Origin of the sequence: Mesorhizobium sp. B2-4-17 (assembly GCF_006441275.1) — a bacterium.
In the GTDB taxonomy this organism is placed as follows: domain Bacteria; phylum Pseudomonadota; class Alphaproteobacteria; order Rhizobiales; family Rhizobiaceae; genus Mesorhizobium.
This window is the reverse complement of sequence record NZ_VFUX01000006.1, coordinates 94,251-118,844: the sequence shown is the minus strand read 5'-3', so window position 1 is coordinate 118,844 and position 24,594 is coordinate 94,251. Positions and strand designations below refer to the sequence as shown.

Below are 24,594 nucleotides of genomic sequence, written 5' to 3'. Positions count from 1 at the left end.
CGCCCATGTCCCTGCCCGCTCCAGGCTGGACCGCGCAGGAGGTCGTCGCGCATCTGCGCTCGATCGGCACCGAGGAGAATCGCCGCGGCATGGCGCGGTTCGGCATCAACACAGCGACCGCGCTCGGTGTTGGCAATGTGGATTTGCGGCCCTTGGCGCGCAAGCTGAAGCGCAACCACGAACGGTCCCTGGCGCTGTGGGACAGCGGCATTCGCGAAGCGAGGCTGATCGCGGCTTTCACTGATGAGCCAAAGGAGATCACCATTGAGGAATGCCGCCGCTGGGCCGGCGATTTCGATTCCTGGGAAGTTGTCGACACTGTGTCGGACCTGTTCGTGGACACGCCGTTCTGGCGTGAACTGATCGAAGAGTTCGCGGCCGACGAGCGCGAATTCGTCCGCCGCACGGCCTTTGCGATGCTGGCATGGGCGGCGGTGCATCTGAAGAAGGAACCTGACGCGACGTTCCTGCCTTATCTGCGATTGATCGACGCCCATGCCGGTGATGAACGCAATTTCGTCAGGAAAGCGGTCAATTGGGCGCTGCGGCAGATCGGTAAGCGATCGGTGACGTTGCATGCTCCTGCCCTCGCCCTGGCGCAGAAACTTGCGGTTTCCAGCGACAAGACCAGGCGTTGGGTCGGCAAGGATGCCGCGAAGGAACTGTCAGATGCCAAGACGCTCGAACGCCTCGCCGCCAGAAAAATCTGAATACGCCGATATCCGTTTCACCGAGGTGACACCGGCAACACGCGTCAGCTTCGAGACCTTGTTCGAGCAGCCCGGTGCGCCGAAATATTGCTGGTGCATGGCCTGGCGACACGCCGGTCGCGAGCATATCCAGAACGACGAGAAGAAACGTCGGATGATGGCGCTCATCGACGCCGGCACGCCGGTCGGCATCCTCGCCCATATCGACGGAAAGGCCGTCGCCTGGTGCTCGGTCGCGCCGCGCGAGACCTATCGCAAGCTTTCATGGCAGCAGGACGACGCCGAGACGGGCGTCTGGTCGATCGTCTGCTTCTATGTGCCAAGGGCTTTGCGCGGCGGCGGGCTTGCTTCGGCATTGCTCGATGCGGCCATCGAGCACGCCTTCACCAAGGGGGCGCGCATCATTGAGGCCTATCCGGTGGACGAGGCGTCACCGAGCTACCGTTTCATGGGCTTTCGCGACATGTTTGCTGCTCGCGGTTTCCACGAGACCGGGATGGCCGGTTCTCGCCGATATGTGATGAGGCTCGAGCATTGACGCCATTGGCCTCGAAGTCTTTACTCCCAGCAAGGGAAGCGGCCATGAACTGTTTCAATTCGATCATAGCGCTCGCGGCGGCGCTGTCTTTCTCCGTTGCCGGAGCCTCGGCCGCGACCATGCACATCTTCTGGAAGGATTTGCGCCCGGCCACCCAGGCGCTTGCCGAAGATGCCGGCCTGCCGATGATCGCGGCAAAATTGCCCGACCATGGCGAGACGCTGTCCCTTGGCCTGCAGGACAAGACCATACAATTAGCCGGCTATGCATTGCCGGTCGATCGCGACGGCGACCTCGTCTATCAGTTCCTGTTGGTGCCGTGGACGGGCGCATGCAGCCACATGCCGACGCCGCCGCCCAACCAGATCGTACTGGTCACACCAGCCCATCCCTACAAGATGTCGGAAGCTTACCAGCCGGTCGCTGTCACAGGTGCCCTGAAGCCGGACATGGAGAAAAGCCAGCTGTTCATTCTCGATGGCGTCAACGTCATTCAGTCCGGTTACACCGTCCGCAAGGCGGAGGTGGTCGGGGTCGACACTGTGTCTGATACCATCACCCTGCCGGTGAACTCGCCCTGGACATTCCTCAACAAGAAGAAGAACTGATCGACCGAAGGCTCAGGCGGCGTTCGCGCCCGATTCCTTGTCCAGCACCATGTAGTCGAGCGGGATTTCGGTGGTGTATTTGATCTGCTCCATGGCGAAGGACGAGGACACGTCGCGGATTTCGATCTTGGCGATCAGCCGCTTGTAGAATGCGTCATAGGCGGCGATGTCGGGCACCACGACGCGCAGCAGATAGTCGACGTCGCCGCTCATGCGGTAGAACTCGACGACCTCGGGAAATTCCTGGATGACTTCGGAAAACCGCCGCAGCCATTCATGGCTGTGCGAATTGGTGCGGATCGACACGAAAACGGTGACGCGCACATTGACCTTCTCGTGGTCGAGAATGGCGACGCGCCGCTTGATGACACCCTCCTCCTCGAGTTTTTGGATGCGGCGCCAGCATGGCGTGGTCGACAGGCCGACTTTCTTGGCGACATCGGCGACAGCGAGCGTCGCGTCCTCCTGCAGGAGGCGGAGAATTTTTCGGTCAAGGCGGTCCATCGGAGGCTCCTGGGGAATAGTTTCGCTATATTCCCTTTTATTCAGGCCATTCACAAGAAAGAAATTCTGCCGATTGCCTTGAAAGCGAGTGATTTCTTGCTGAACGCTTAGCCGATGCGATAGCGGATTTCCGACCGCAGGAAAGGCAGCAAATCCATTTCAAACCATGGATTCTGCTTCAGCCAGCCGGTGTTGCGCCAGGACGGATGTGGCAGCGGCAGCACTTTCGGGCCAACGGAATTGTCCCATATGGCCCGCCAGTCCATCACCGTTTCCGTCACCGAGGGACGGCGCGCGGCGCCCATATGCCAGGACTGAGCATAGATGCCGATCGTCAGCACCAGGTCGATCTTCGACATCAAGGCCATCAAAGGCGCGCGCCAGGCCGGCGCGCATTCGCGCCTTGGCGGCAGGTCACCGCCCTTGGCGTCCTGGCCAGGGAAGCAGAAGCCCATCGGCACGATGGCGAATTTCTCGATGTCGTAGAACTCGTCGCTGGTCACACCAAGCCAGTTACGCAGGCGGTCGCCGGAAGCGTCGGTGAACGGCATGCCCGACAAGTGCACCTTGGTTCCCGGCGCCTGGCTGGCGATCAGAATGCGGGCGCTGGACGATGGCCGCAGCACCGGTCGCGGCTCATGCCGCAGGGGCTTGCCGATGGGATTTTCGACGCAGATGCGGCAGGTGCGGACCGTCGCGGCGAATCTGTCCAGTTCCACGCTCAAGCGGCGGCACTCGGCCGGCTGGAGATCGCCTGATGCCAACGCAGCACATTGGTGCATTCCTCCGGCACCTTGATCCGTGCCGGCTTCATGAAGTCGATCGCGATCAGGCCGGTGATGTCGGTAATCGAATAGCTGTCGCCGGCGGCGAACTCGCGACTGGCCAACTCTCCGTCGAGGAGTTTCAGGAACGCGACCGCCTTCGGCTTGTTGGCCTCGCCCATTCGGGGATCTGTGGGATTTCCCATTCCTTCATCGCCGGATGAATATGGCGAAAGGCCTGGGCGACGCAACTGAGCAAATTGAACTCCATCCGTCTTTGCCACATCTCGACCTGTGCCTTGCCGAGCGCGCCACGTCCGAACAGGGCTGGCTCCGGGTGCAACTCCTCGAAATAGCGGCAGATGGCGACGGATTCGGTGATGACGGTGCCGTCGTCAAGCTCCAGCACCGGCAGGCGTTGCAAAGGATTGCGCGAACTCACCGCTTCGTTCTTGTGCTCCAGCGCGCCCATGTCGATGGATACGAGCGGAACCGAGATCCCCTTCTCGGCGAGGAAAACGCGAACCCGCCGCGGGTTGGGCGCCCGGCCGCCGTCGAAGAGTTTCATTCGATCCTCCTTCCCTTCCACCAGATACGCTTCACCAGAAGCGAAAGATCTCTCGCACGGCGTCACCGATCGACGCCAGCGTGCCGTGCTTGCGCTCGACAATCTCGCCGCGATGGCCGGCGCGCCAGTCCTGCGGCTGGTCGAACGTACCCGCCCAGATACCAACCTTTGCCGCGCGCGCAATCGCTTGCTCGTTTTCGAAATCGCCATAGGCGACGGCCCAGCCAGCCTCGACCTGAGCGCGGTTGAGATCGGTACCGCCGGCCATGCAGTGACCGAGTAACCGGCCATAGCGATCGCGTTGCCAGCCGCTGCAGGTGACCGGCCGGCTGGCGATCAGGCGCACCAGCGATTGGCGCGCAAGCGTACCACAGGGATAATCGGCGCCGTTCTTGCGGCAGGTCTGGGTGTATTCCGGGGCGTCGATGCCGCGCATGCGGATGCGTTCGGTGCCGAGCGTGATCGAATCGCCATCATTGATGATGGCCGCACCTTGCGTCTTACGCGTCTCCACGCGATCGAGACGCGTCGCCAACAGGATCAGCAGGCCCAGAATGATCACGGTCAGCCCATAGTCCAGCATTTTGCGCCGCAGGCTTCTCGGGCGCGGCACCGCGTACCGCCGGCGCGACCTTGGCGACCAGGAACGGCTCATATGGCAAACGGTTGGTTAATCATTCGAACGTAGCTTAACGCCTTGAAATCGCTGCGCGCCTAAATTGAAGTTTTTGATGCCCCTGCAACGCTCGAACACAGCGGACAAGTTCATTGTGGACCGCAGGAAACCGCATCGCAACAGCGATGTGGCGCGCGCGGTGCGCAAGACGCGCGACCGTCTTTCGCAGCAGGCGGGCAATCCCGATTTCGACCGCGAACTCCTGAAACTCCACGCCCGCGCCATGACAAGCGGCGCCGTGGTCATCCCGCTGCTTGTGCTGGCGATCGCCGCGACGGGACGGTTCGCCGGCGTCGGCAACGAGATCGGGCTCTGGGCGCTGTTCACGCTCACCTGCTACACGATCGTCGCCTTAATGGCGCGGCGCATTGAGCGGACGGAGGCTTCCGAGATCAATCCTTCGCAGGCGCGAAGGGAGTTCCTGGCCGGCCATTTCCTTTGCGGTCTTGGCTGGGCCTGGTTCGTCTGGCTCGGCTGCGGCGCCTGCGCCCTCGACCAGTTCCAGGTGGTCAAGGCGGTGGTGCTGCTGCTTGCCATGGCCGGGACGGCGGTCATGGCCTCGTCCCTCAGCGGCGCACTGCTGGCAACCTTCGCCGTACCGGTGGCGCTCTATGCCTATACCGGGGCCAAGCTGTGGATGCCGGTCGAGGCGATCATGGCGGCGCTGCTTGCCCTGTCGTTGCCTTTCTTCGCCTATGTCGCCCGTTACATCAATCGCTCCTCCTTGATGCTGTTGTCGTTCCGCTCCGAAAAGGACGCGCTGATCGCTGAACTGGAAACGGCGAAATCGATGTCGGACGAAGCACGCCGGCGGGCCGAGGATGCCAACCTGGCAAAGTCGCGCTTCCTCGCTTCGATGAGCCACGAATTGCGCACGCCGCTCAATGCCATTCTCGGCTTTTCCGAAGTGATGGCGAACGAAGTGCTGGGGCCGATGAGCAATCCCACCTATCGCGACTACGCCCACGACGTGCATGATTCCGGCCAGCATTTGCTTGATCTGATCAACGAGATCCTCGATCTGTCGCGCATCGAGGCCGGCCGCTACCAGCTCAACGAGGAACCGGTGATGTTGCTCAACATCGTCGAGGATTGCTGCCATATGATGGAGTTGAAGGCACGCAACAAGGACATCCGCGTCGTCCAGGATTTCGAACCGACATTGCCACGGCTGTTCGCCGACGAGCGCGCGGTGCGGCAGATCACGCTCAACCTTCTGTCCAATGCCATCAAGTTCACCGCCACCGGCGGCGAAATCCGCGTCCGCGTCGGCTGGACGGCTGGGGGTGGGCAATACATTTCGATCAAGGACAACGGCCCGGGCATTCCCGAGGACGAGATCCCTGTCGTGCTTTCGGCCTTCGGCCAGGGCTCGATCGCCATCAAGAGCGCCGAACAGGGCACCGGCCTTGGCCTGCCCATCGTGCAAGGGCTGCTCGCCATGCATGGCGGCGAGTTCGAGCTCCATTCCAAATTGCGCGAGGGCACAGAGGCGATCGCCATCTTCCCGCTGAGCCGAGTGATGGAAGAATTACCGGCGCTGCCGACCGCGGCTGTGGCGGCGCGCAGGCGGTAGCAGATTTCAGTGCGCAGTCTGCCTAGCCCCGCACTGCTGCTGCCATTCCCGAACTGGTCAGCGCCGCCGCCTTGACCAGGCCCGCGGCAAGCGCTGCCCCTGCCCCTTCTCCGTGGCTGATACCCAGGTCGAGCAGCGGCCGGAAGCCAAGCAACTCCGCGGCCCTTGCATGCGCGGGCTCCGGCGACAGGCTGGCGAGAACACAATGGTCGAGGGCTGCGGCGTTCGCGGCATACAGCACCGCTGCGGCCGCGGTTGCCGCAAAGCCGTCGAGCACCACCGGGACGTTCTGCATCCGCGCGGCGAGGATGGCGCCGGCTATCGCCGCGAACTCGCGGCCGCCGACCCTGCGCAGCACTTCGAACGGGTCTTCGAGATGGCCGCCATGAAATGCCAGGGCCGCATCGACCACCTCCGCCTTGCGGGCCTGCATGGCCGCATCGGCGCCGGATCCTGGACCAGTCCAATCGGCACCCCTGCCTCCGAACAGCGCTGCGAGCAGGGCGGCGGCGACGGTGGAATTGCCGACGCCGAGGTCGCCAAGGCAAAGCAGGTCAGTGCCGCCGGCGATCGCCTCCATGCCAAAGGCCATGGTGGCCGCGCAACCGCGTTCATCCAGCGCGGCATCCTCGATGATGTCGCCGGTCGGGATGTGCAGGGCAAGATCGAACACCTTCAGTCCGAGATCGTTGGCAATGCAGATCTGGTTGATCGCCGCACCCCCGGCCGCGCAAAGCTCGACCGCGTTGGCGGTAGCCGCCACCGGCCGTGGCGAAATCCCGTGCCTGACAACGCCATGATTGCCGGCAAAGACAGCCATCAACGGCCTCGTCACGGCGGGCGGAGCCCGGCCGCTCCATGCGGCAAGCCACGCGGCGATGTCCTCGATGCGGCCGAGCGAATTGCGTGGCTTGTCGGCCTTGGCAAACAGCGCGCGCACCCGCGCTTCAGCTTTGAGATCGGCAGCAGGCAGGTTGTCGAGCAGGTTGCGAAAATCGTCGAAAGGCAGCGCGCTGGTCATGTCGTGAGCAATCATTCCTGGAGTTGGTGAGCGGCATAGCCGCGTTGCGCGATTGGCACAACCTTCCCTGATCATTGTCCCTGGTTGCCGCAAAGGCGGCCGCGGAAGGCGTGATCGCGAGGGCTTGCATTGGCTTTGCCGTTGCACCATGTGGGAGTGGAAGAGCGGATTCCGCACGGATCCCTCGAGAGAAAGTCATGACAGTCATCGAATCTCCCTGCATCCTGGTCTGTTCGATCGATATGAAAACCGGCTTCTGCTTCGGTTGCGGCCGCACGCGCGATGAAATCGGCGCCTGGATGAGCATGACGCAGGAAGCACGCCGCAATGTGATGGCTGAACTGCCGGCTCGGCTGGAAACGGTCGAGCGCCGGCCTCGCCGGGAAACGCGCCGCACCCGCATGGCGCGCGAACGCGACGCACTTTGATGAGGCGTTGATGGGCCGGTTATTCTGGATAGTGATGGCCGTGATCGGGGTAGGAGTGGTCCTGCTCATGACCAACGATTCCGCCGGCAGCACGCTCGGCATCGAGAATTACGACTTCGGCCGGCTGATCTGGCTTGGTGCCTTCGGCGCCCTCATCGGCGCCGGCCTGCTTCGCTCCGGCCGCCCCTTGGGCGCCATGGCCCGCAACCTCGGCGCTTGGGTGGCCATCGTGCTCTCGCTGGTCGCAGGCTATCAGTATCGCTACGAACTGCAGGATATCGCCAGCCGGGTCACCGCCGGCCTCGTCCCCGGCAGTCCGCTGGCGCTCGGCGTCGAAGACGGTCACGCCACCGTGACCCTCGACAAGGCCGAAAACGGTCATTTCGAAGCGCGCATCCTTGTCAATGGCAATCCGGTAAGGGCCGTTGTCGACACCGGCGCGACCAGCACCGTGTTGACCTCGGAGGACGCGCAGGCCGCCGGCTTCAATCCGGCCGCGCTCAACTACACGATACCGGTTTCGACAGCCAACGGCATGGCACGCGCCGCGGCGGTCAAAACCGACCAAGTGGCGATCGGCGGCATCGTGCGCAAGGACATGTCGGTGATGGTCGCGGCGCCCGGCATGCTGAGCCAAAGCCTGCTCGGCATGAATTTCATCGGCTCGCTGTCGGGTTTCGACGTGCGCGGCGATCGTATGATCCTCAGGGATTGAGGTCAGGCCGCTTCGGCTGCGGCTCCGCCGAACTCGACAGCCTCGAAGGCCTTCTTCAGCACGGCAGGCCCGGCACCGGGCCGCGTCGCGTCCGTCGACAGAATTTGGCGGTAGCGCCGCGCACCGGGCAGCCCATGGAACAGCCCGACCATATGGCGGGTGACATGGCCCAGCCGCCCGCCCTGCTCGATGTGGTGTGCCGCATAGTCCGCCATCGCATCGATCAGCGCGGCGAAATCGAACGCTTCCGGCTTCGCGCCGTAGAAGGCGACATCGACGCCGGCCAGAATGCCGGGCGTGTGATAGGCGGCGCGGCCAAGCATGGCGCCGTCGACATGGTCGAGATGCACGCGCGCTTCTTCAAGCGACTGAATGCCGCCGTTGATGCCGATGAATTTGTTCGGTTTTCCAGCCTTCAGCCGATAGACCCTGTTATAGTCGAGCGGCGGGATGTCCCGGTTTTCCTTGGGACTCAGCCCTTCAAGCCATGCTTTGCGTGCATGCACCCACAAAGCGTCGGCGCCGGCATCGAAAACCCCGTCCGCCAGCGCGTCGAGTGCCGGCTCCGGATCCTGTTCGTCAACGCCGATCCGGCACTTGACCGTGACGGGTATTGCTACCGCCGCCTTCATCGCCGCGACGCAGTCGGCGACGAGGTCGGGCACTTTCATCAGACAGGCGCCGAACGTACCGGACTGAACGCGGTCGGACGGGCAACCAACGTTGAGATTGATCTCGTCATAGCCGAAGGCCTCGCCGATGCGCGCCGCCTCGGCAAGTTTTGCGGGATCAGAGCCGCCGAGCTGCAAGGCGACGGGATGTTCCGCCGCATCGAAGCCGAGCAGCCTTTCGCGCGCACCTTGGATAACTGCGTCGGCGACCACCATTTCTGTATAAAGCAGCGCACGGCTCGTCAGCTGGCGATGGAAGAACCGGCAATGGCGATCCGTCCAGTCCATCATCGGCGCGATTGCGAGTTTTGCTTCCAGCATCTTGATTTTATTCGTTTCTGGCAAGGCCGGTCAGTGTTGACCCAATGAACTGCGGCCCAAGCCTATGATCTTGTCATTGCTTTTCAAACGCTTGCCGGGCGAGCATTGCCGCGACCCTGCGGTTTGTTTGCCGCTCGTTTGAATCGGTTTAGACTCACAATTTGTTTCAAAATGCAAGAGGCATATTGAATTATCCACAAATTGGAGTAGTTTTTTAGCTCTTGCTAATAAAGGGAGGCAGGCATCCACATTGGGGGCGTGCCAGGGAGGGGGTCATCATCATGGCCTATTTCTTGCCTGATAGCATCCGCCGGCTGCGGATGATCCACGCGCGCAGGATGCGTCCTCGCAGAAATGCCTGATCGGGGCATGAGCGAAGGGCTTGGAACGCCCTCGACGCCCTTCCCCCGATCCATTCCACTACTCCAGTTTCTTTAACGAGGACGCGTAGCGCCTGCCTTGCCGGCGGATGCGCGCCCATGCGGCCGGTTGCCGGCGTTGGGGCCGATTTGCGCCTGCCGCATTAAACCAGGGAGAATCTCGATGGCGCTCGACATCCTGATCCAGGACATCCTAGTCGACGAGCCCACCGACCTAACGGACGACGATGTCGATCGGTCCGTTGCGCCGTACAGCGCCAACACCACGCCGCAATATCTTCCAAGTCGCGACGGTCTGGGCGGACTGACCTCACCGGAGGTCAGCTTTCAGGCCGACTTCGTGCAGGCCACGGCAAACGCGGCGGAAACCATCACCGCCGTCGCCGCCCCATCCGCTTGGATGGGTTCAGTGATCATCGGAAATCAACTGCAAACAGGAACGCTCCGGCGCATTGGCCGCTGAGCAGGGAGGTACACCATGTCAATTACCATCTTCGGCAAAGTCATTGAGGACGAAAACCTAGGACTGACAACTCTTGCGACGGACAGCGACGCCACCGATTCCGACGACAACGTCACGCTATACACTTTCCAGACCAATATTTCATCCTCGCTCGGGGACAGGCTGACGGCGCTCGGCATTTATCCCGATACGACCACCGCCAGCGGTACGACCAAGGCGATCGGCATCTCCGAGGACACGACGATCGTCAGCACGACCGACCAGAATTTGAAGTTCACCGACAGCAGCGGATTGGCGTTGAACGGCGTCGACACCGGCTTCAAGGCTATCGACGGCAAGGAGATCTTCCTCTACTCCGACTCGAGCAACCCCGACATCGTGCTCGGCCGCGAGCTGAACAGCACCGGCACAGTCGCCTTCGCCCTCCTGCTGCAGCCAACGAGCAACGGCGCGACGATCTGGGTCGTGCAGTACGAAGCCCTCACCAACACCAACCCCGCGGCGGGCGAGGACGCCAACACCCTCAATCTCTCCGACCATGTCTACGTCAGCGGATCGTCCAGCTCCACCACCACCACATCATTCAACATCGGCACCAAGAAGCCCGGACAAAACTATTGGCTGTCGTTCACGAGCAGCAGCGACGTTACGGCGAAGGTCCTCATGACCGGGCTCGACGCGAGCACGTCCAGTCCCGACACCGTCAACACCAGTTCGGTCGGTGACGGCAGCAACACCCAGTCGATCACTCCCGGCGGGGCCTTGCGCTTCGATTTCGTCTCGAGTTTCTCGGGCGGCTCGACGAAGGACAAGGCCTTCCTCACCACCGGGTCACTCAACACCCTCGCCTATACAGAAGGAACGGGGGCGAGCTTCGACATCAGCCAGGTAACCCCCACTGGCAGGTCGGTGAACGTGCAGATCATTGCTCAGAACGAGACCAGCACCACCACCCCATTCGGCAGCACGGAGACGAGCACGTCCACCAACCTGGTCGCGCTCGGCGACATCCAAGTCTACAGAGGGACGACCCTGCTCGCCGATTCGGCCATAGCTGGCGCACAAAACGGCATCACCTTCGGCGGCACCCTCAGCGCCCCCAATGGGATCGTCAACGGCCTCACCGTGGGCGAGAAGGTCCGATTCACCTCCCTGAGCGGCGCGCAATTCGACCAGTTCGTGGTCGAGAACATCATGCCCCCGGGCAACAATCCGGGCTTCGACATTCTCAACGTCACGCAAACGCAGACGACGACGACGCCCACCACCGAGACCCAGGAAGTCGGCTCGCGCATCATCTTCGAGGACAGCGTGCCGAGCGCGAGCGACAAGACGGTGACGGGGGCGGTCGACGAGGACAAGCTGTCGACCAATCTCCTTCCGGACAAGGACGGCAGCGACATGGCGACCGGCTCGGTGACGACCCTGTTCAATCCGGGCGTCGATACGCCGCTCTCCTACCGGCTTTCGACTGACACCTCCAGCCTACCAACGGACCTGGTATCCGACGGGACGGCGGTGACCTACGACCCAGTGACGAGCAATGGCGGGGTCGACACCCTGACCGCGAAGGCGGGCACGACAACTGTATTCACGCTCGAGCTGACCGAGGCGACGGGAGTCTGGACCTTCACGCTTTTGGCGCCCGTTGATCAGGAGCCCGGCGCGGACGACTCGAGCGTCACCACGATTGACTTCAGCTCGATCGTCCAGGCGACCGACGCCGACGGCAGTACGGCCACCGCCGCCCTCGCGGCGCTGACGGTGACGGTCGTCGACGACGTGCCGGAAAACTTCACGCCGGTGCCGATCGCCAGTGCGGACAACATCCAGGACGCCGCCGGCTCGACGGCCACCAAAAACCTGACTGGCGGTGCGAATGATCCGTACCCCGCCCTGAACATCGATGACCACGCCGCGGCCGACGGCTTCGGCGCCCTGACCTTCACCGGCACGAACGGCTCGCAACTCACGGGCCAGCTCGACAGCGGCGCGACCGGGACCCCCCTGACAACAGCGGACGGGTCGGCCATCTACCTGTTCGGCTTCGGCACGGGCACGCTGACTGCGACGACCGACTCCACCGGCGTGAACGCTGCGGACGACGTGTTCACCATCACGACCGATCCGGGCAACAATCAGTACACGTTCGACATGCTGCAGGCGATCGGCAACGGCTCGCATACCCTGTTCAGCGACTTCGCCGACGTTCCGGCCGGTGACTACGCCTGGTTCTCGCTGCCGTTCAACCCGACGACGAAGCAGCCGGTCACCCCGGGCATGTCTGTGGTCTTCACCGGCAAGACTGCCGGCACGGACACGGTCAACCCCAGTTCGATCGGCACCGGCACTGACGCCCAGTCGGTCAAGGACGGCAACGCCATCCGGATCGACTTCGTCAACGACGTCCATTCGATCAACACCACGAACGACCTGAAGTCCCTCGGCACTCTCGGCTATGCCGGTCACTACGAGGTCAACGACAGCGGCTTTACCCTGGCCCAAGTCAATGGGTCGGGCGGCCCGAACGCGGCCGTCGACATCCGCCTCGACGCCTACGATGTCGCTCAAGGCCCGCTCGCCCAAGGAGGGACGTTCCCGAGCGATTCGGGTCAGGACGCGATCACCGAAGTCAAGCTCGTGACCTTTGACAGCAGTGGCAATGAGACAGTCCTTGCCGATTTCACCGGGGATGGGACGAAATCGATCACCTCCGGCGGCAAGACCGAGTCCGTGACGTTCAATTTCGCACCGACGGGGGACGTCAAGGGCGTGGATGTGGAGGGCCTCAAATACATTCCTGGCGTCTATATCCTCGCCAGCACCGCCGACGGGTTCGACCGCCTGGTCGCTACCAACGTCGACACGACTTACAACAACGCCAATCACTCGTTCGACGTGGGCCCGGTGAGTGCCGGAACCTTCGTCGCAGGCTCGGACGTCCACATGGCCTTCAACCTCGCGCTACAGGACTACGATGCGTTCCACAGCGTGCCGAACACCGGCCTAGAGGCAGGGACAGGCACACTCAACATCAACCTGACGGCGCCCACTGTCTAGGGATGCTTCGGCCGAGCCGGGAACCCGGCTCGGCCCTTTTTTGGGGGTGGGCAGTGGACCAAGCGAGCAGCGAGATGACCGGCGTGACCGCGGAGACCGAGCCGCCCGAAGCAGCGCGCGCGCCGACCGAGCTGTCCAGAGTCGAACCCGCTCCGCCGCTATTCACGCCGATGGATTCTGGCCTGGCCGGGCTGGCGGTGATCGCGGGCTACTACCGCATCGCCGCCGACCCGGCGCAAATGCGCCATCAGCTTGCGCTGACGGGGCGATTCGCCGCGGCCGAGGATATCGTCCGCGGCGCGAATGTCCTGGAGCTGCGCTCGCGCATCCTGCGCCGCATCAAGGCCAAGCGCCTCGCCACCATTCCCTATCCCGCGCTGATCGGCCTCAAGGACGGCACCTTCGGCGTCCTGGCGGCCTCCCCCACGAAGGGGCTCGCGCGGCTGCTCGATCCGATCGTCCGCATTGCCCGGGAATTGCCGATCGAGGACATTGCCGCGCTGTCGTCCGGCGAAGTGGTTCTGGTCACGCGCCGCCTTGGCGGCGCGGGAACCGATCCCAGAACTTTCGGATTCCGCTGGTTCCTGCCCTCGATCCTGCGTTACCGGCGGCCTCTCGCCCAGGTCGTGATCGCATCGCTCTTCGTGCAGCTGTTCGCGCTTATCACGCCGGTGTTCTTCCAGCTCATCGTCGACAAGGTGCTGGTGCATAAGGGGGTGTCCACCCTGACGGTGCTGATCGTCGGCTTGGTGACGCTGGGACTGTTCGAGTCGGTCCTGCAATTCCTGCGCGCTTATACGCTGAGCCATACAACGAACCGAATGGATGTCGAGTTCGGCCGGCGCCTGTTCCATCACCTCTTCCGCCTGCCGCTCGCCTATTTCGAGACGCGCGCGACCGGCCAGACGGTGGTGCGCGTGCGCGAACTCGAGACGATCCGCGGCTTCCTGACCGGACAGGGCCTGACCTCGCTGCTCGATCTCGTCTTCACGCTGGTCTTCTTCGTCGTGATGTTCATCTATTCGCCCACACTGACGCTGGTGGTGCTCGGGACGATCCCCGTCTATCTCCTGATTGCGGTGCTGATCCGCCCGATTCTTCGCGAGCAGATCAATGAAAAGTTCAACCGCGGCGCGCGGTCGCAGCAGTTTCTTGTCGAATCGATTGTCGGAGCGCCGACGCTGAAGGCGGCGAGCGTCGAGCCGATGATGCAGGCGCAATGGGAAGAGCGGCTCGCGTCCTATGTCCGCACCTCGTTCGACGCCGGTATCACCGGCGCGCTCGGACAGAACCTCATCCAGTATGTCAGCAAGGTGACGACGGCGCTGATCCTGCTCTTCGGCGCACAGGCGGTGATCAACGGCGCGATGACGGTCGGCGAACTGATCGCGTTCAACATGATCGCCTCCCAGGTCGTTGCCCCGATTCTTCGCCTCGCTCAGCTCTGGCAGGACTTCCAGCAGGTGCAGGTTTCGGTGGCGCGGCTCGGCGACATCCTGAACACGCCGCCAGAACCGATGCCTCAGAACCTGCTGACGCTGCCGCCGCCGAGGGGCGGGATCGACCTGCGCGGCGTGTCGCTTCGCTATCGGCCCGACGCGACCGAGGCGCTGCGCAATGTCACGCTGTCGATCGCCCCGGGCGAAGTCATCGGCTTTGTCGGGGCGTCGGGCTCCGGCAAGTCGACGCTGGTCAAGGTGGTGCAACGGCTCTATTCGCCGCAGGCAGGCCAGATCATGCTCGACGGCATCGACATCGCCCAACTCGATCCGGGTTGGCTTCGCCGCCAGATCGGAGTCGTGTTGCAGGAGAACATCCTGTTCAACCGGTCAATTCACGAAAACATCGCGCTCGGCGATCCCGCCGTGGCGCGGGCGTGGGTTATTGAGGCGGCCAGGCTCGCCGGCGCCGACGAGTTCATCGCCCAGATGCCGCAGGGCTATGACACGATCATCGAGGAGCGCGGCGCCAATCTCTCCGGGGGGCAGCGCCAACGCATCGCCATCGCCCGCGCTCTCGCCACCAATCCGCGCATCCTTATCTTCGACGAAGCGACCTCGGCGCTGGACTACGAGAGCGAGCGCATCGTCCAGGAGAACATGCGCGCGATCGTGCGCGGCCGCACGGTGCTGATCATCGCCCATCGCTTGGCGGCGGTGCGCCCATGCACGCGCATCGTCGGAATGGAAAGGGGCGCGATCGTCGAGATTGGAAGCCACGAGGAACTCCTCGCGCGCAAAGGCGGCCTCTACGCCCGGCTCTGGGCGCTGCAGTCGGATCAGGCGAGGGGCGGGGCATGAACCAGAGAACCGAGCCGCCCCCTCCCGCATCGCCACAGCCGGCCGCCCGACCTGCGGTCATCTCCGGCCGCGATCGCGAATTCCTGCCGGCGGCGATCGAGATCCTGGAAACGCCGGCACCGCCGCTGTCGTCGGTGACCATGTTGACGATTTGCGCCTTCTTCGCGGCCGCGCTCGCCTGGTCGTTCTACGGGCGGCTCGACGTGCACGCCGTGGCGCCCGGCAAAATCGACACGGCCGGCCATGCCAAGGTGGTTCAACCGCTCGATCCAGGTAAGATCGCCGCAATACGCGTCGAGAATGGACAGCCCGTGAGGGCGGGAGACCTGCTTCTGGAGTTGGATCCGGCTGAGGCGGCGGCGGAAGAGAAGGCGAAGCGCGATGAGTTCAATGCGATCCTCGCCGAAATCGCGCGCCGGCGATTCGCTATCGCGACGGCGCGCGCGGTGCTCGGTGGTCCGGCGAGATCGGGCGAGGCGAACGAGCACGAGGTCGTAATCGCACAGTTAGCGCAAGCCGCGGCCGACCCCCAGCCGCAAATCGTGTGGGGAACCGAGTTGCCGGAGGCGATACGCCTGCGGGAGGCTTCAGTGCTGACGGCAGACATCAACCAGCTCATCGGCGCCTTGCAGAGCCTCGACAAGCAGAGCCTGCAGAAGGAAGCGACGCGTCAGCGCCTCGGGATGAGCATCGCCTACCAGAACAAGTTAATCGAAACGCTGACAAAGCTTGTCGGCACCCGTCAGGAGGCGCTCGATCGCCAGGTCGGCAGCAAGGTCAATCTCTACGACTCAACGGAGCAGCTGGAAAAATCACAATCGTCGCTCGCCTCGGATCAGGGGCAACTGATCGAAACCGATGCCGCGCTGAAAGAGCTCGCGAGCGAGAAGATTGTGACACTCTCGCAATTCGCAGCCGACAACGAGAACAAACTCGCCGACGCCGAGCGCAAAGCGGACGAAGCCGAACAGGCCGTCATCAAGGCGAGCGCACGCCTCGCGCATACCAAGCTCTATTCGCCGATCGACGGCATCGCACAGGAGATCGCGGTCACCACGGTCGGTCAAGTCGTGACCACCGGGCAGCAGCTCCTGGTCGTCGCGCCGACGGCGCGGGCGCTTCAGGTTGAGGCGCTCGTCGCCAACCTCGACATCGGCTTCATCAAGCCCGGCCAGAGCGCGGTCATCAAGGTCGACGCCTTCCCCTTCACCCGTTTTGGCGTGTTGCACGGCACGGTCACGCGCGTCGCCTCCGCGGCGGTCGAGGAGCAGGAGGCCAAGCGTGGCTTCGCCAACGCCGCAGCCGCCGCCAATACGGCCGGCGCCGCGCCCGCCGGCCAGGCCGGTCAGCCCCAGAACTTCGTCTTCCCGGTCACCATCGCGCTTCAGGAACAGGCTATCAACATAAACGGGGGGATGATCCCTCTGGCTTCGGGCATGACGGTGACCGTGGAAATCAAAACCGACAGCTGCCGCGTCATCGATTACTTGCTCTCCCCGCTCGCCAAGGTTGCTTCGGAGGCGTTCAGGGAAAGATGACGTAATGGCGCACAAGACAAAGAGTTAAAGTGCGTCGATCGAGATGGCACCCGCAAGCATACACTTGCAACGCGGCGCCCAACGCGGCGACCGGGCCGCTGACGCCTCGTCATCACAATGAATGGCTACTTCAGTGAGAACTCGTGCGATCGTGTTCAGATTGGCAGGCACCGGAGCGATGCTGCCACCGCATATGCCGGCTCTGGTTAGCAGGCCCGATTAACTCCCGGTCAAGTGGCTCGGCACCCGCCGACCTGCCCTGAGGGTCAAACGCGGCAACGTCGCGCCCGCAACGGGCGCGACCCACCAAAGGGGCGCGGGCACCTAGCGCCGTAGCGCGTGTACGCTTGCCATACTGTCGCTGCCCATCGGCATCGCCATGTCATCATCGAGAAGCCGCGTGATCCGGGCAAAGCCAGTGAACGCTTTCCTTGCTTCTTCGGCCGACATCTGGCCCGACAGGGCAGCCGAGCAGCAGTTCAGCGCACACTGATACACAGGCCCACGCCTTCCCGCTGGCCATTTGCGCAGGAAAACCATCGCTTCGGCGACACTATCTACTTCTTCTACGGGGTGTCCCTGCCCGCGCGATATCCGCACGGGCGAAAAGAAATGCAGGTAGTCCATAGTTTCCTCCCGGTCGATCGCATTGCGCGCGATCGAACCCAATGAAACGCGGCATCTGGCGGTTGGTTCCACGCAGAAGGTAAAATCTTTAAAAAAATCCGCCGGTCGAAAGCGGCCACCGAAGAAGCTGGCTACATCGTCGGGACATGACAAGCCACTTTGTGGCCGGGCCGATATTCCTTTACCTCCAGCCGCCCGAACGGCAGTGCTCCCGCTGCGATCGGGCATCGCCTGGACAGCATCGCCGTTACCGAAATTCGAATCACCCGACCGGGGATTCGGCAGCGGCCCACCATTGCGGTCCCACGATAATCGCGGTTCGCATTGAATATCTTTATGGCCAAAGCCGACAAATGGATTGCTTGCCGGTTCCCTAGCGTCAGGCTTAACCTCTGCGGTCAACGCGTGAGGGCGCGTTTTGGCAAAAGGGGACGTTGCAATGACAATACAAGGTGCATCGCCTGACCTATACAACGAGGATCTCGCTCCTGCGAAAATCCGCAATTGGGGACCGTTTTCGATCTTCAACGTCTGGACGTCGGACGTTCACAGCCTCTGGGGCTACTATCTCGCCGCCAGCCTGTTTCTGTTCTGCGGCGGCTTCGTCAATTTCATTATCGCGATCGGCATCGGCTCGCTGATCATCTACGCGCTGATGAACATGGTCGGCTACGCCGGCGTCAAGACGGGCGTGCCCTACCCCGTGCTTGCCCGTGCTTCCTTTGGCATCTGGGGCGCCAACATACCGGCGCTGGTACGCGCTATCGTCGCCTGCTTCTGGTACGGCGCGCAAACGGCGGCCGCCTCCGGCGCGATCGTCGCCCTGCTGATCCGCTCGCAATGGTTCGCCGATTTCAACGCCAGCACGCATTTCCTCGGCCATTCAGGCCTGGAGGTGATCTGCTTCGTGGTCATCTGGGCGCTGCAACTGCTGATCATCCAGAAGGGCATGGAAACGGTGCGCCGCTTCCAGGACTGGGCCGGGCCCGCCGTTTGGGTGATGATGCTGATCCTGGCAGTCTATCTCTGCGTCAAATCCGGTACCTTCGCTTTCACCAGCGACATCCCGATGGACGTGCTGAAGGAAAAGACCAAGGACGCGGGCGTGCCGGGCGAACCGGGTTCATGGACCTCGCTGTTCGCGGTGGCCGCCATCTGGGTGACCTATTTCTCGGCGCTCTATCTCAACTTCTGCGATTTCGCCCGCTACGCGCCGGACAAGGCGTCACTGCGCAAGGGCAACATCTGGGGCCTGCCGGTCAATCTGATCCTGTTCTCGCTGGTCGCCGGCGTCACCACTATCGCCGCCTATGACGTCTATCATGAAGTGCTGCTGCACCCTGACCAGATCTCGGCCAAGTTCGACAGCTGGTTCCTGGCCGCGCTCGCCGCCTTGACCTTCGCCGTCGCGACGCTCGGCATCAACGTCGTGGCGAACTTCGTCTCGCCGACATTCGACTTCTCCAACGTCTTCCCACGTCAGATCGATTTCAAGAAGGGCGGCTACATCGCGGCTATCATCGCGCTTGTGCTCTATCCCTTCGCCCCGTGGGAAGGCAGCGCCGCGTCCTTCGTCAACATCATCGGCGCGACGATGGGGCCGATCTTCGGCGTCATGATGGTCGACTACTACCTCATCCGGAAGGGCGAGGTCGATGTCGAGGCGCTCTACCGCGAGGACGGCGAATTCCGCTTCCAGGGCGGATGGCATGTCAATGCCTTCATCGCCGCCGGCGTCGGCGCGATCTTCTCGTCGATCCTGCCGAACTTCACCAACTGGCTGCCGTCCTGGTGGGGCGTCTATGGCTGGTTCTTCGGCGTCGCGATCGCCGGCATCATCTACTATGTGCTGCGCACCGCCGCCGTGGGTGCGGGGGCCAGGATGGCGAAGGCTTGATAGGGAAAAGGCAGTAGGGAGTGGAAAAGCACACCCTACTGCCTACTGCCTACTGCCTACTGCCTACTGCCTACTGCCTATCTTCGACCATCTCGGCCAGCTTGCGCACCGTGTTCCAGTTGCGCGACGTGCCGACGCCGAGACGCTTGTGATTGGTCGCCGCAAGCAGCCGGGAGCTTGGTCGCTCGCGCGAAAAGACCACCCAGATGTCGCCGCCGACCTCGAGCACCTTCTCATCTGCGCAGGCATAGGCCTGCAGCGTCGCGGCAGTGTCCGGCGGCACCGGCTCCCGCATCACCCGCACCGCTACCTGGTCGCCAGCATCTACGGATTGATCGGCGAATGGATTGCCGGCAGCAAGCTTTAGCCAGTCCTTCGCGCCGCGCACGATGATATCGACATGGCGGCCAAAGGTCTTTTCGAAGGCTGTTTCCAGCCGCTGCTCTAAACTGGAAATCTTGTGTGCCCGCGCTTCGAAGACCAGATTGCCGGTCGCAATCAGCGTGCGGGCATTCTTGAGGCCCAGGTCCTCCGCCATTGCCCTCAGGTCGGACATGACCAGGCGCCGCCCTTCGCCGAGGCCAATGCTGTAGAGCAGCGCGACATAAGTTTGCATGGCCAGATCCTCCGGCCTGTCGCTCAAACCAGGCGTGACTGTTCCACCGCCGCCTCGATGAAGCTGGCGAACAGCGGATGCGGATCGAGTGGTCGGCTCTTCAGCTCGGGGTGATACTGCACGCCGATGAACCAGGGATGGTCAGGGTATTCGACCGTTTCCGGCAACACGCCATCGGGCGACATGCCGGCAAACACCAGGCCGCAATCCTCGAGCCGCTGCTTGTAGTCGATGTTGACCTCGTAGCGATGACGGTGGCGCTCGGAAATCTGCGTGTCGCCATAGATGTCGGCAATCTTGGATCCCTTGGCGAGATCGGCCTGATAGGCGCCGAGCCGCATCGTGCCACCGAGATCCCCGGTTTCCCGCCGCTTCTCCAGCATGTTGCCCTTCAGCCATTCGGTCATCAGCCCGACGACCGGCTCCTTGGTCGGGCCGAATTCGGTCGAGGACGCGTCTTCGACGCCGGCCAGCGAGCGCGCCGCCTCGATGCAAGCCATCTGCATGCCGAAGCAGATGCCGAAATACGGCACCTTGCGCTCGCGCGCGAACTTCGCCGCCAGAATCTTGCCTTCGGAGCCACGCTCTCCAAAGCCGCCGGGAACCAGGATACCGTGCACCTTTTCCAGCCACGGCGTCGGATCCTCCTTTTCGAAGATCTCCGATTCGATCCAGTCGAGCTTGACCTTGACATGATTGGCCAGCCCGCCATGCGAAAGTGCCTCGATCAGCGATTTGTAGGCGTCCTTGAGGCCGGTATATTTGCCGACGATGGCGATGGTCACCTCGCCTTCCGGATTGTGGATCCGGTCCGACACTTTCTGCCAGGGCTCCATGCGCGGCTTCGGCGCCGGGTCGATACCGAAGGCCGCCAGCACTTCCGAATCAAGCCCTTCCTTGTGGTAGGCCATCGGCACGTCGTAGATGTGCGGCACGTCGAGCGCCTGGATGACCGCGCTTTCCCGGACGTTACAGAACAGCGAGAGCTTTCTGCGCTCCTCCTTGGGGATGGCGCGATCTGCTCGCACCAAAAGAATATCGGGCGCGATGCCGATGCCGCGCAATTCCTTGACTGAATGCTGAGTCGGCTTGGTTTTCAGCTCACCGGCCGTCGGGATGTAGGGCATCAATGTCAGATGCACATAGACGGCGTTGTTGCGCGGCAGATCGTTACCGAGCTGGCGGATGGCCTCGAGGAAAGGCATCGCCTCGATGTCGCCGACCGTGCCGCCGATCTCGCACAGCACGAAATCATAGTCGTCATTGCCGTTGAGGACGAAATTCTTGATCTCGTCGGTAACGTGCGGAATGACCTGCACCGTGGCGCCGAGATAGTCGCCGCGCCGCTCGCGCTCGATGATGTTCTTGTAGATGCGGCCGGTGGTGATGTTGTCCTGTTGATTGGCCGAGCGGCCGGTGAAGCGCTCGTAATGGCCAAGATCGAGATCGGTCTCGGCGCCGTCATCGGTGACGAACACCTCGCCATGCTGATACGGCGACATCGTGCCGGGGTCGACATTGAGGTAAGGGTCGAGTTTTTTGATGCGTGCGCGATAGCCTCGCGCCTGCAGGAGAGCCCCAAGGGCCGCTGCGGCTATGCCTTTTCCAAGTGAGGAAACCACGCCGCCTGTGATGAATACATATCGCGCCATGGGATTCATCGCTTAACGCGGCCTGATTGATTCCGCCAGAGAAAAAACCGCCGCGAAGGATTTTTCTCAAGAGGCGCCGGAGACGAGGCAAAACAAAAGGGCCGGCTGAGCCGGCCCTTTCGGGATGTTGGTGGAAGCGTCAGATGATGACGACTTTGGTGCCGATCCTGACGCGGCTGTAGAGGTCCATGACGTGCTCGTTCATCATCCGGAAGCAGCCATTGGAAGCGCTGGTTCCGATTGACTGCGGCGCGATGGTGCCATGGATACGCAGATGCGTGTCCTTCTTGCCGTCATAGAGATAGATGGCGCGTGCGCCGAGCGGGTTCTGGCCGCCTCCAGGCATGCCGTCCTTGTACTGGCCGTAATGCTTGGGCTCGCGCTTCTGCATGTCAAGCGTCGGGATCCAGCGCGGCCATTCCTGCTTGTCGCCGACCGCGACGGTGCCCTTGAACTGCAGGCCTTCGCGGCCGACCGCGATCGCATAGCGACGGGCGGTGGACGATGATTCGACGAGATAGAGACGGCGGGCGCTGGTGTCGATGACGATGGTGCCTGCTTCGTAACCGGTGAAATCCACGTCCTGCGGCACGAATTCCGGTTTCACCTTGAACGGCTTCTTGGCGTCTCGCTTGGCAAGGGCCGAATCAAGCGCGCGCGTCTCGGGCAGATAGTTGATCGAGGACGATGACATCTGGCCGCCAAACAGGCCGGCGAACAGGCCGCTGCCGCTGGTGGTCTGCTTCTGGCCGGGCGTCTCGCTGCGCAGCTCGCCATTGTTGCCGGTCAGCGCGACGTTCATCACCTCGGCTGGTATCGGTTCGGCCGACTGGATCGGCTCGATCGGCGTCACCGGTTCGATGATCTTGGTGGTCTTCTTGGCGGGCTTCGCCTCGGCCACGTCGGTCGCCGGGGCACTCTTGCCCTTGTTGGCCAGGAAGGCCTGCCGTTCCGCCTCGGCCTTTGCTTTTGCCGCCTCGCGCATCGCCAGCTTCCTGGCCTCCAGCGCCTTGGCCTTGGCATCTTCCTTGTCGGCGGCGATCTTGGCCTCGATCTTCTCGATCTGGGCGAGATCGGCCGGGGTCGGGTTTTTCTTCTTCTTGAGAAGCCTCAACTGCGCCGCATCGCTCTTGACCGCGACGTTGATGGCGTCGGTTTTCTCGACCGACTGATTGGCGGCCAGATTGGCCGGTACGCCGGCGAAGGCCGGGGAACTGAGGCCAAGTACGGCGCAAAGTCCCAGGAGAATGAAGCTGCGAAGCTGCATGGCGAAGATCCGATCGTTCAATGCTTGTTGCCCACGGCGTCGCCCGGCGTCCCCCAAGGACACCGAAAATGCCGCGTGCAATCTATAGTCGAATAAGCTCGGCGGTCTCAAGCGCGAGACCTCGCTGCTGCGCGTCGAATCTTCGTGATCGCGCAGCATTTGCCGCGACTGTGTTCAAACGACAACAGGTCGCGGTTTGGGAGAAGTGGAGGCTACTGGTTCGGGACCTGCGGCGCCGCCGGCGCGGTGTTGGTGGCGCCGTTCGTCGCCGGCGACGTAGAACCGGCGGCGGGCGCGGTGGCCGGCGCTGTTGCCGGAGGCTTCGTGGCGGCGTCATTGCCGGATGGCGGCGTCGGCGTGGCAGTGCCGGCGGGCGCCGGGGTCGTCGTGCCGGGCAATTGGTTGAGCACGCCCTTGCCGGCGCCGTCCGAGGTCGCGGGAGCCCGATCGAGAATGTCGATCGGCTTCTCGCCGTAGCGGGCAATGATCGACAATGTCAGCGACGTCACAAAGAAAGCGGCCGCCAGGATCGCCGTCGCACGCGTCAACGCATTGGCGGCGCCGCGCGCCGTCATGAAGCCCGATCCGCCACCAATACCAAGGCCGCCGCCTTCAGAGCGTTGCAGCAGCACCACGCCGACAAGGGCGAGCACGACCATGAGATGGATGACGATCAGTACGGTTTGCATAGTTTATCCTGGCAAGGCCCTGCCCGGCCGCGGACACGACCGGTGAATTGGAGGCGGCTCAATACAATGCTTTCACGGCATTTCCAAGCCCGTGGCCGGAATATGGGAAGCAACGCGTCCTTTGCAACGAATTTGGACGCGCCGCGACCCGTCCATCGTCGTGGATTCATCCTGAAATGCTGCGATACGCTTCCGCGATACCGAGGAAATCGGCAGCTTTCAGGCTGGCGCCGCCAACCAGCGCGCCATCGACATTCCGGACGCCAAGCAACTCCACGGCATTCGACGGCTTGACCGAGCCGCCATAAAGAATGCGTATCCTGGCAGCGGCGGCGCCGAGTTTTTCCGACAGCCTTTCGCGGATATGCGCATGCGCTTCGGCCACGTCGGCCGCGGTTGGCGTCAGGCCGGTGCCGATCGCCCATATCGGCTCATAAGCAATGACGGTGTTGGATGGCGTGGCGCTTGGCGGCACCGAGCCGGCGACCTGGCGCGACAGCACCTCCAGCGCGGCTCCGGCCTCGCGCTCCTGCCGCGTCTCGCCGACGCAAACGATCGCCACGAGCCCGGCACGCCATGCGGCGGCGGCCTTGGCCTGGACAGTCGCATCGTCCTCGCCGCATTGCTCGCGGCGCTCGGAATGGCCGACGATGACATGGCTCGCGCCCGCGTCCTTCAGCATCTCCGCCGAGATGCAGCCGGTGTAGGCGCCGCTTTCCTTGGGGTGGCAATCCTCACCACCGGCATGGACCGGCGTGCGCGACAGAATCTCCGCGGCATGGGAAAGCAGCGTCGCGGGAACGCAGATCAGTGCCTCGGTTTCCGCGTCGAGCCCGCTCATGAACCCATTGCCGATCATCCTGAGTTCGTTCAGCGAGGCGCTGGTGCCGTTCATTTTCCAGTTGCCGGCGACGAGCGGGCGAATTCCTGGTGTCATGGTCTGCTTCTCCGGGGCGATATCGGGCTCTGGCCCTCACTACCAAAATCAAGCCACAAAGCAATCGA

The 24,594-nt window shown here is 63.0% G+C and carries 22 protein-coding genes and 1 pseudogene; 11 read left to right on the top strand and 12 right to left on the bottom strand.

Annotation, left to right across the window (positions count from 1 at the left end; genetic code table 11):
• Positions 1 to 5: 5 nt before the first annotated feature.
• The 3 genes from FJ548_RS07010 to FJ548_RS07000 are packed head-to-tail and all read left to right on the top strand — an operon-like array spanning position 6 to position 1,856.
• Positions 6 to 710, top strand: a complete 705-nt coding sequence (locus tag FJ548_RS07010; protein WP_140777494.1) for a DNA alkylation repair protein — start codon at positions 6 to 8, stop codon at positions 708 to 710.
• Positions 670 to 1,248 carry a GNAT family N-acetyltransferase gene (locus FJ548_RS07005; RefSeq protein WP_140777493.1) on the top strand — a complete coding sequence of 193 codons (579 nt, stop codon included), beginning with the start codon at positions 670 to 672 and terminating at the stop codon, positions 1,246 to 1,248. The genes FJ548_RS07010 and FJ548_RS07005 overlap by 41 nt, the downstream gene beginning before the upstream one ends.
• Positions 1,249 to 1,292: 44 nt before the next feature.
• The gene (locus FJ548_RS07000; RefSeq protein ID WP_140777492.1) at positions 1,293 to 1,856 is read left to right on the top strand and encodes a DUF3299 domain-containing protein; all 564 of its coding nucleotides are present in this window, start codon (positions 1,293 to 1,295) and stop codon (positions 1,854 to 1,856) included.
• A 12-nt stretch (positions 1,857 to 1,868) separates the two neighbouring features.
• Here the strand turns inward: FJ548_RS07000 and FJ548_RS06995 are convergent, their stop codons facing one another.
• The 4 genes and pseudogenes from FJ548_RS06995 to FJ548_RS06980 form a co-directional block, all read right to left on the bottom strand.
• Positions 1,869 to 2,360: an Lrp/AsnC family transcriptional regulator gene (locus tag FJ548_RS06995; protein WP_006205209.1), complete on the bottom strand. Its 492-nt coding sequence runs from the start codon at positions 2,358 to 2,360 to the stop codon at positions 1,869 to 1,871.
• Positions 2,361 to 2,467: 107 nt separating this feature from the next.
• Complete coding sequence (locus FJ548_RS06990) at positions 2,468 to 3,142, bottom strand: uracil-DNA glycosylase family protein (protein ID WP_140777491.1); 675 nt, start codon at positions 3,140 to 3,142, stop codon at positions 2,468 to 2,470.
• Positions 3,082 to 3,692, bottom strand: a pseudogene (locus FJ548_RS06985) (glutathione S-transferase). Before FJ548_RS06985 ends, FJ548_RS06990 begins: the two are co-directional and overlap by 61 nt.
• Before the next feature lie 31 nt (positions 3,693 to 3,723).
• Positions 3,724 to 4,347, bottom strand: a complete 624-nt coding sequence (locus FJ548_RS06980) for a thermonuclease family protein (protein WP_140760216.1) — start codon at positions 4,345 to 4,347, stop codon at positions 3,724 to 3,726.
• A 76-nt stretch (positions 4,348 to 4,423) separates the two neighbouring features.
• Here FJ548_RS06980 and FJ548_RS06975 point away from each other — a divergent pair, with 76 nt between their 5' ends.
• Positions 4,424 to 5,944 carry an ATP-binding protein gene (locus FJ548_RS06975; protein ID WP_140777490.1) on the top strand — a complete coding sequence of 507 codons (1,521 nt, stop codon included), beginning with the start codon at positions 4,424 to 4,426 and terminating at the stop codon, positions 5,942 to 5,944.
• Between the two features lie 22 nt (positions 5,945 to 5,966).
• Here the strand turns inward: FJ548_RS06975 and FJ548_RS06970 are convergent, their stop codons facing one another.
• Entirely contained in the window at positions 5,967 to 6,965 is a 999-nt protein-coding gene (locus tag FJ548_RS06970) for a nicotinate-nucleotide--dimethylbenzimidazole phosphoribosyltransferase (RefSeq protein ID WP_140760211.1), read from the bottom strand.
• 197 nt (positions 6,966 to 7,162) lie between these two features.
• Between FJ548_RS06970 and FJ548_RS06965 the strand changes: the two genes are divergently transcribed.
• The gene (locus tag FJ548_RS06965) at positions 7,163 to 7,393 is read left to right on the top strand and encodes a DUF1289 domain-containing protein (protein ID WP_140760209.1); all 231 of its coding nucleotides are present in this window, start codon (positions 7,163 to 7,165) and stop codon (positions 7,391 to 7,393) included.
• Between the two features lie 10 nt (positions 7,394 to 7,403).
• On the top strand, positions 7,404 to 8,108 hold the full coding sequence (locus tag FJ548_RS06960) for a TIGR02281 family clan AA aspartic protease (RefSeq protein WP_140777489.1): 705 nt from the start codon (positions 7,404 to 7,406) through the stop codon (positions 8,106 to 8,108).
• Between the two features lie 2 nt (positions 8,109 to 8,110).
• Here the strand turns inward: FJ548_RS06960 and dusA are convergent, their stop codons facing one another.
• Entirely contained in the window at positions 8,111 to 9,100 is a 990-nt protein-coding gene (dusA, locus tag FJ548_RS06955) for a tRNA dihydrouridine(20/20a) synthase DusA (protein WP_140777488.1), read from the bottom strand.
• A gap of 543 nt (positions 9,101 to 9,643) precedes the next feature.
• On the opposite strand from dusA, the gene FJ548_RS06950 reads away from it, so the two are divergent.
• The 4 genes from FJ548_RS06950 to FJ548_RS06935 all read left to right on the top strand — a co-directional run bounded on the left by FJ548_RS06950 (position 9,644) and on the right by FJ548_RS06935 (position 16,841).
• A complete protein-coding gene (locus FJ548_RS06950) occupies positions 9,644 to 9,943 on the top strand; it encodes a hypothetical protein (protein ID WP_140777487.1) in 300 nt (99 codons plus the stop codon).
• A gap of 15 nt (positions 9,944 to 9,958) precedes the next feature.
• A complete protein-coding gene (locus FJ548_RS06945; protein ID WP_140777486.1) occupies positions 9,959 to 13,003 on the top strand; it encodes a hypothetical protein in 3,045 nt (1,014 codons plus the stop codon).
• Positions 13,004 to 13,173: 170 nt separating this feature from the next.
• A complete protein-coding gene (locus tag FJ548_RS06940) occupies positions 13,174 to 15,303 on the top strand; it encodes a type I secretion system permease/ATPase (RefSeq protein ID WP_140777521.1) in 2,130 nt (709 codons plus the stop codon).
• Positions 15,300 to 16,841 carry an HlyD family type I secretion periplasmic adaptor subunit gene (locus tag FJ548_RS06935; RefSeq protein WP_140777485.1) on the top strand — a complete coding sequence of 514 codons (1,542 nt, stop codon included), beginning with the start codon at positions 15,300 to 15,302 and terminating at the stop codon, positions 16,839 to 16,841. The genes FJ548_RS06940 and FJ548_RS06935 overlap by 4 nt, the downstream gene beginning before the upstream one ends.
• A 324-nt stretch (positions 16,842 to 17,165) precedes the next feature.
• Here the strand turns inward: FJ548_RS06935 and FJ548_RS30810 are convergent, their stop codons facing one another.
• Complete coding sequence (locus FJ548_RS30810) at positions 17,166 to 17,468, bottom strand: DUF982 domain-containing protein (protein ID WP_140777520.1); 303 nt, start codon at positions 17,466 to 17,468, stop codon at positions 17,166 to 17,168.
• A gap of 439 nt (positions 17,469 to 17,907) precedes the next feature.
• On the opposite strand from FJ548_RS30810, the gene FJ548_RS06925 reads away from it, so the two are divergent.
• Entirely contained in the window at positions 17,908 to 19,365 is a 1,458-nt protein-coding gene (locus FJ548_RS06925) for an NCS1 family nucleobase:cation symporter-1 (RefSeq protein WP_140777484.1), read from the top strand.
• 70 nt (positions 19,366 to 19,435) lie between these two features.
• On the opposite strand, the gene FJ548_RS06920 is transcribed toward FJ548_RS06925, so the two are convergent.
• The 5 genes from FJ548_RS06920 to tpiA all read right to left on the bottom strand — a co-directional run bounded on the left by FJ548_RS06920 (position 19,436) and on the right by tpiA (position 24,526).
• Positions 19,436 to 19,981 (bottom strand): DUF1697 domain-containing protein, encoded by a 546-nt coding sequence (locus tag FJ548_RS06920; RefSeq protein WP_140777482.1) that lies wholly within the window; start codon positions 19,979 to 19,981, stop codon positions 19,436 to 19,438.
• Between the two features lie 23 nt (positions 19,982 to 20,004).
• The gene (locus FJ548_RS06915) at positions 20,005 to 21,642 is read right to left on the bottom strand and encodes a CTP synthase (RefSeq protein WP_140777480.1); all 1,638 of its coding nucleotides are present in this window, start codon (positions 21,640 to 21,642) and stop codon (positions 20,005 to 20,007) included.
• A 130-nt stretch (positions 21,643 to 21,772) separates the two neighbouring features.
• Positions 21,773 to 22,900, bottom strand: coding sequence for a L,D-transpeptidase (locus FJ548_RS06910; RefSeq protein ID WP_140777478.1), 1,128 nt, complete (start codon positions 22,898 to 22,900; stop codon positions 21,773 to 21,775).
• 212 nt (positions 22,901 to 23,112) lie between these two features.
• Complete coding sequence (gene secG / locus FJ548_RS06905) at positions 23,113 to 23,589, bottom strand: preprotein translocase subunit SecG (protein WP_140692834.1); 477 nt, start codon at positions 23,587 to 23,589, stop codon at positions 23,113 to 23,115.
• A gap of 166 nt (positions 23,590 to 23,755) precedes the next feature.
• On the bottom strand, positions 23,756 to 24,526 hold the full coding sequence (tpiA, locus tag FJ548_RS06900; RefSeq protein ID WP_140777476.1) for a triose-phosphate isomerase: 771 nt from the start codon (positions 24,524 to 24,526) through the stop codon (positions 23,756 to 23,758).
• Positions 24,527 to 24,594 lie beyond the last annotated feature (68 nt).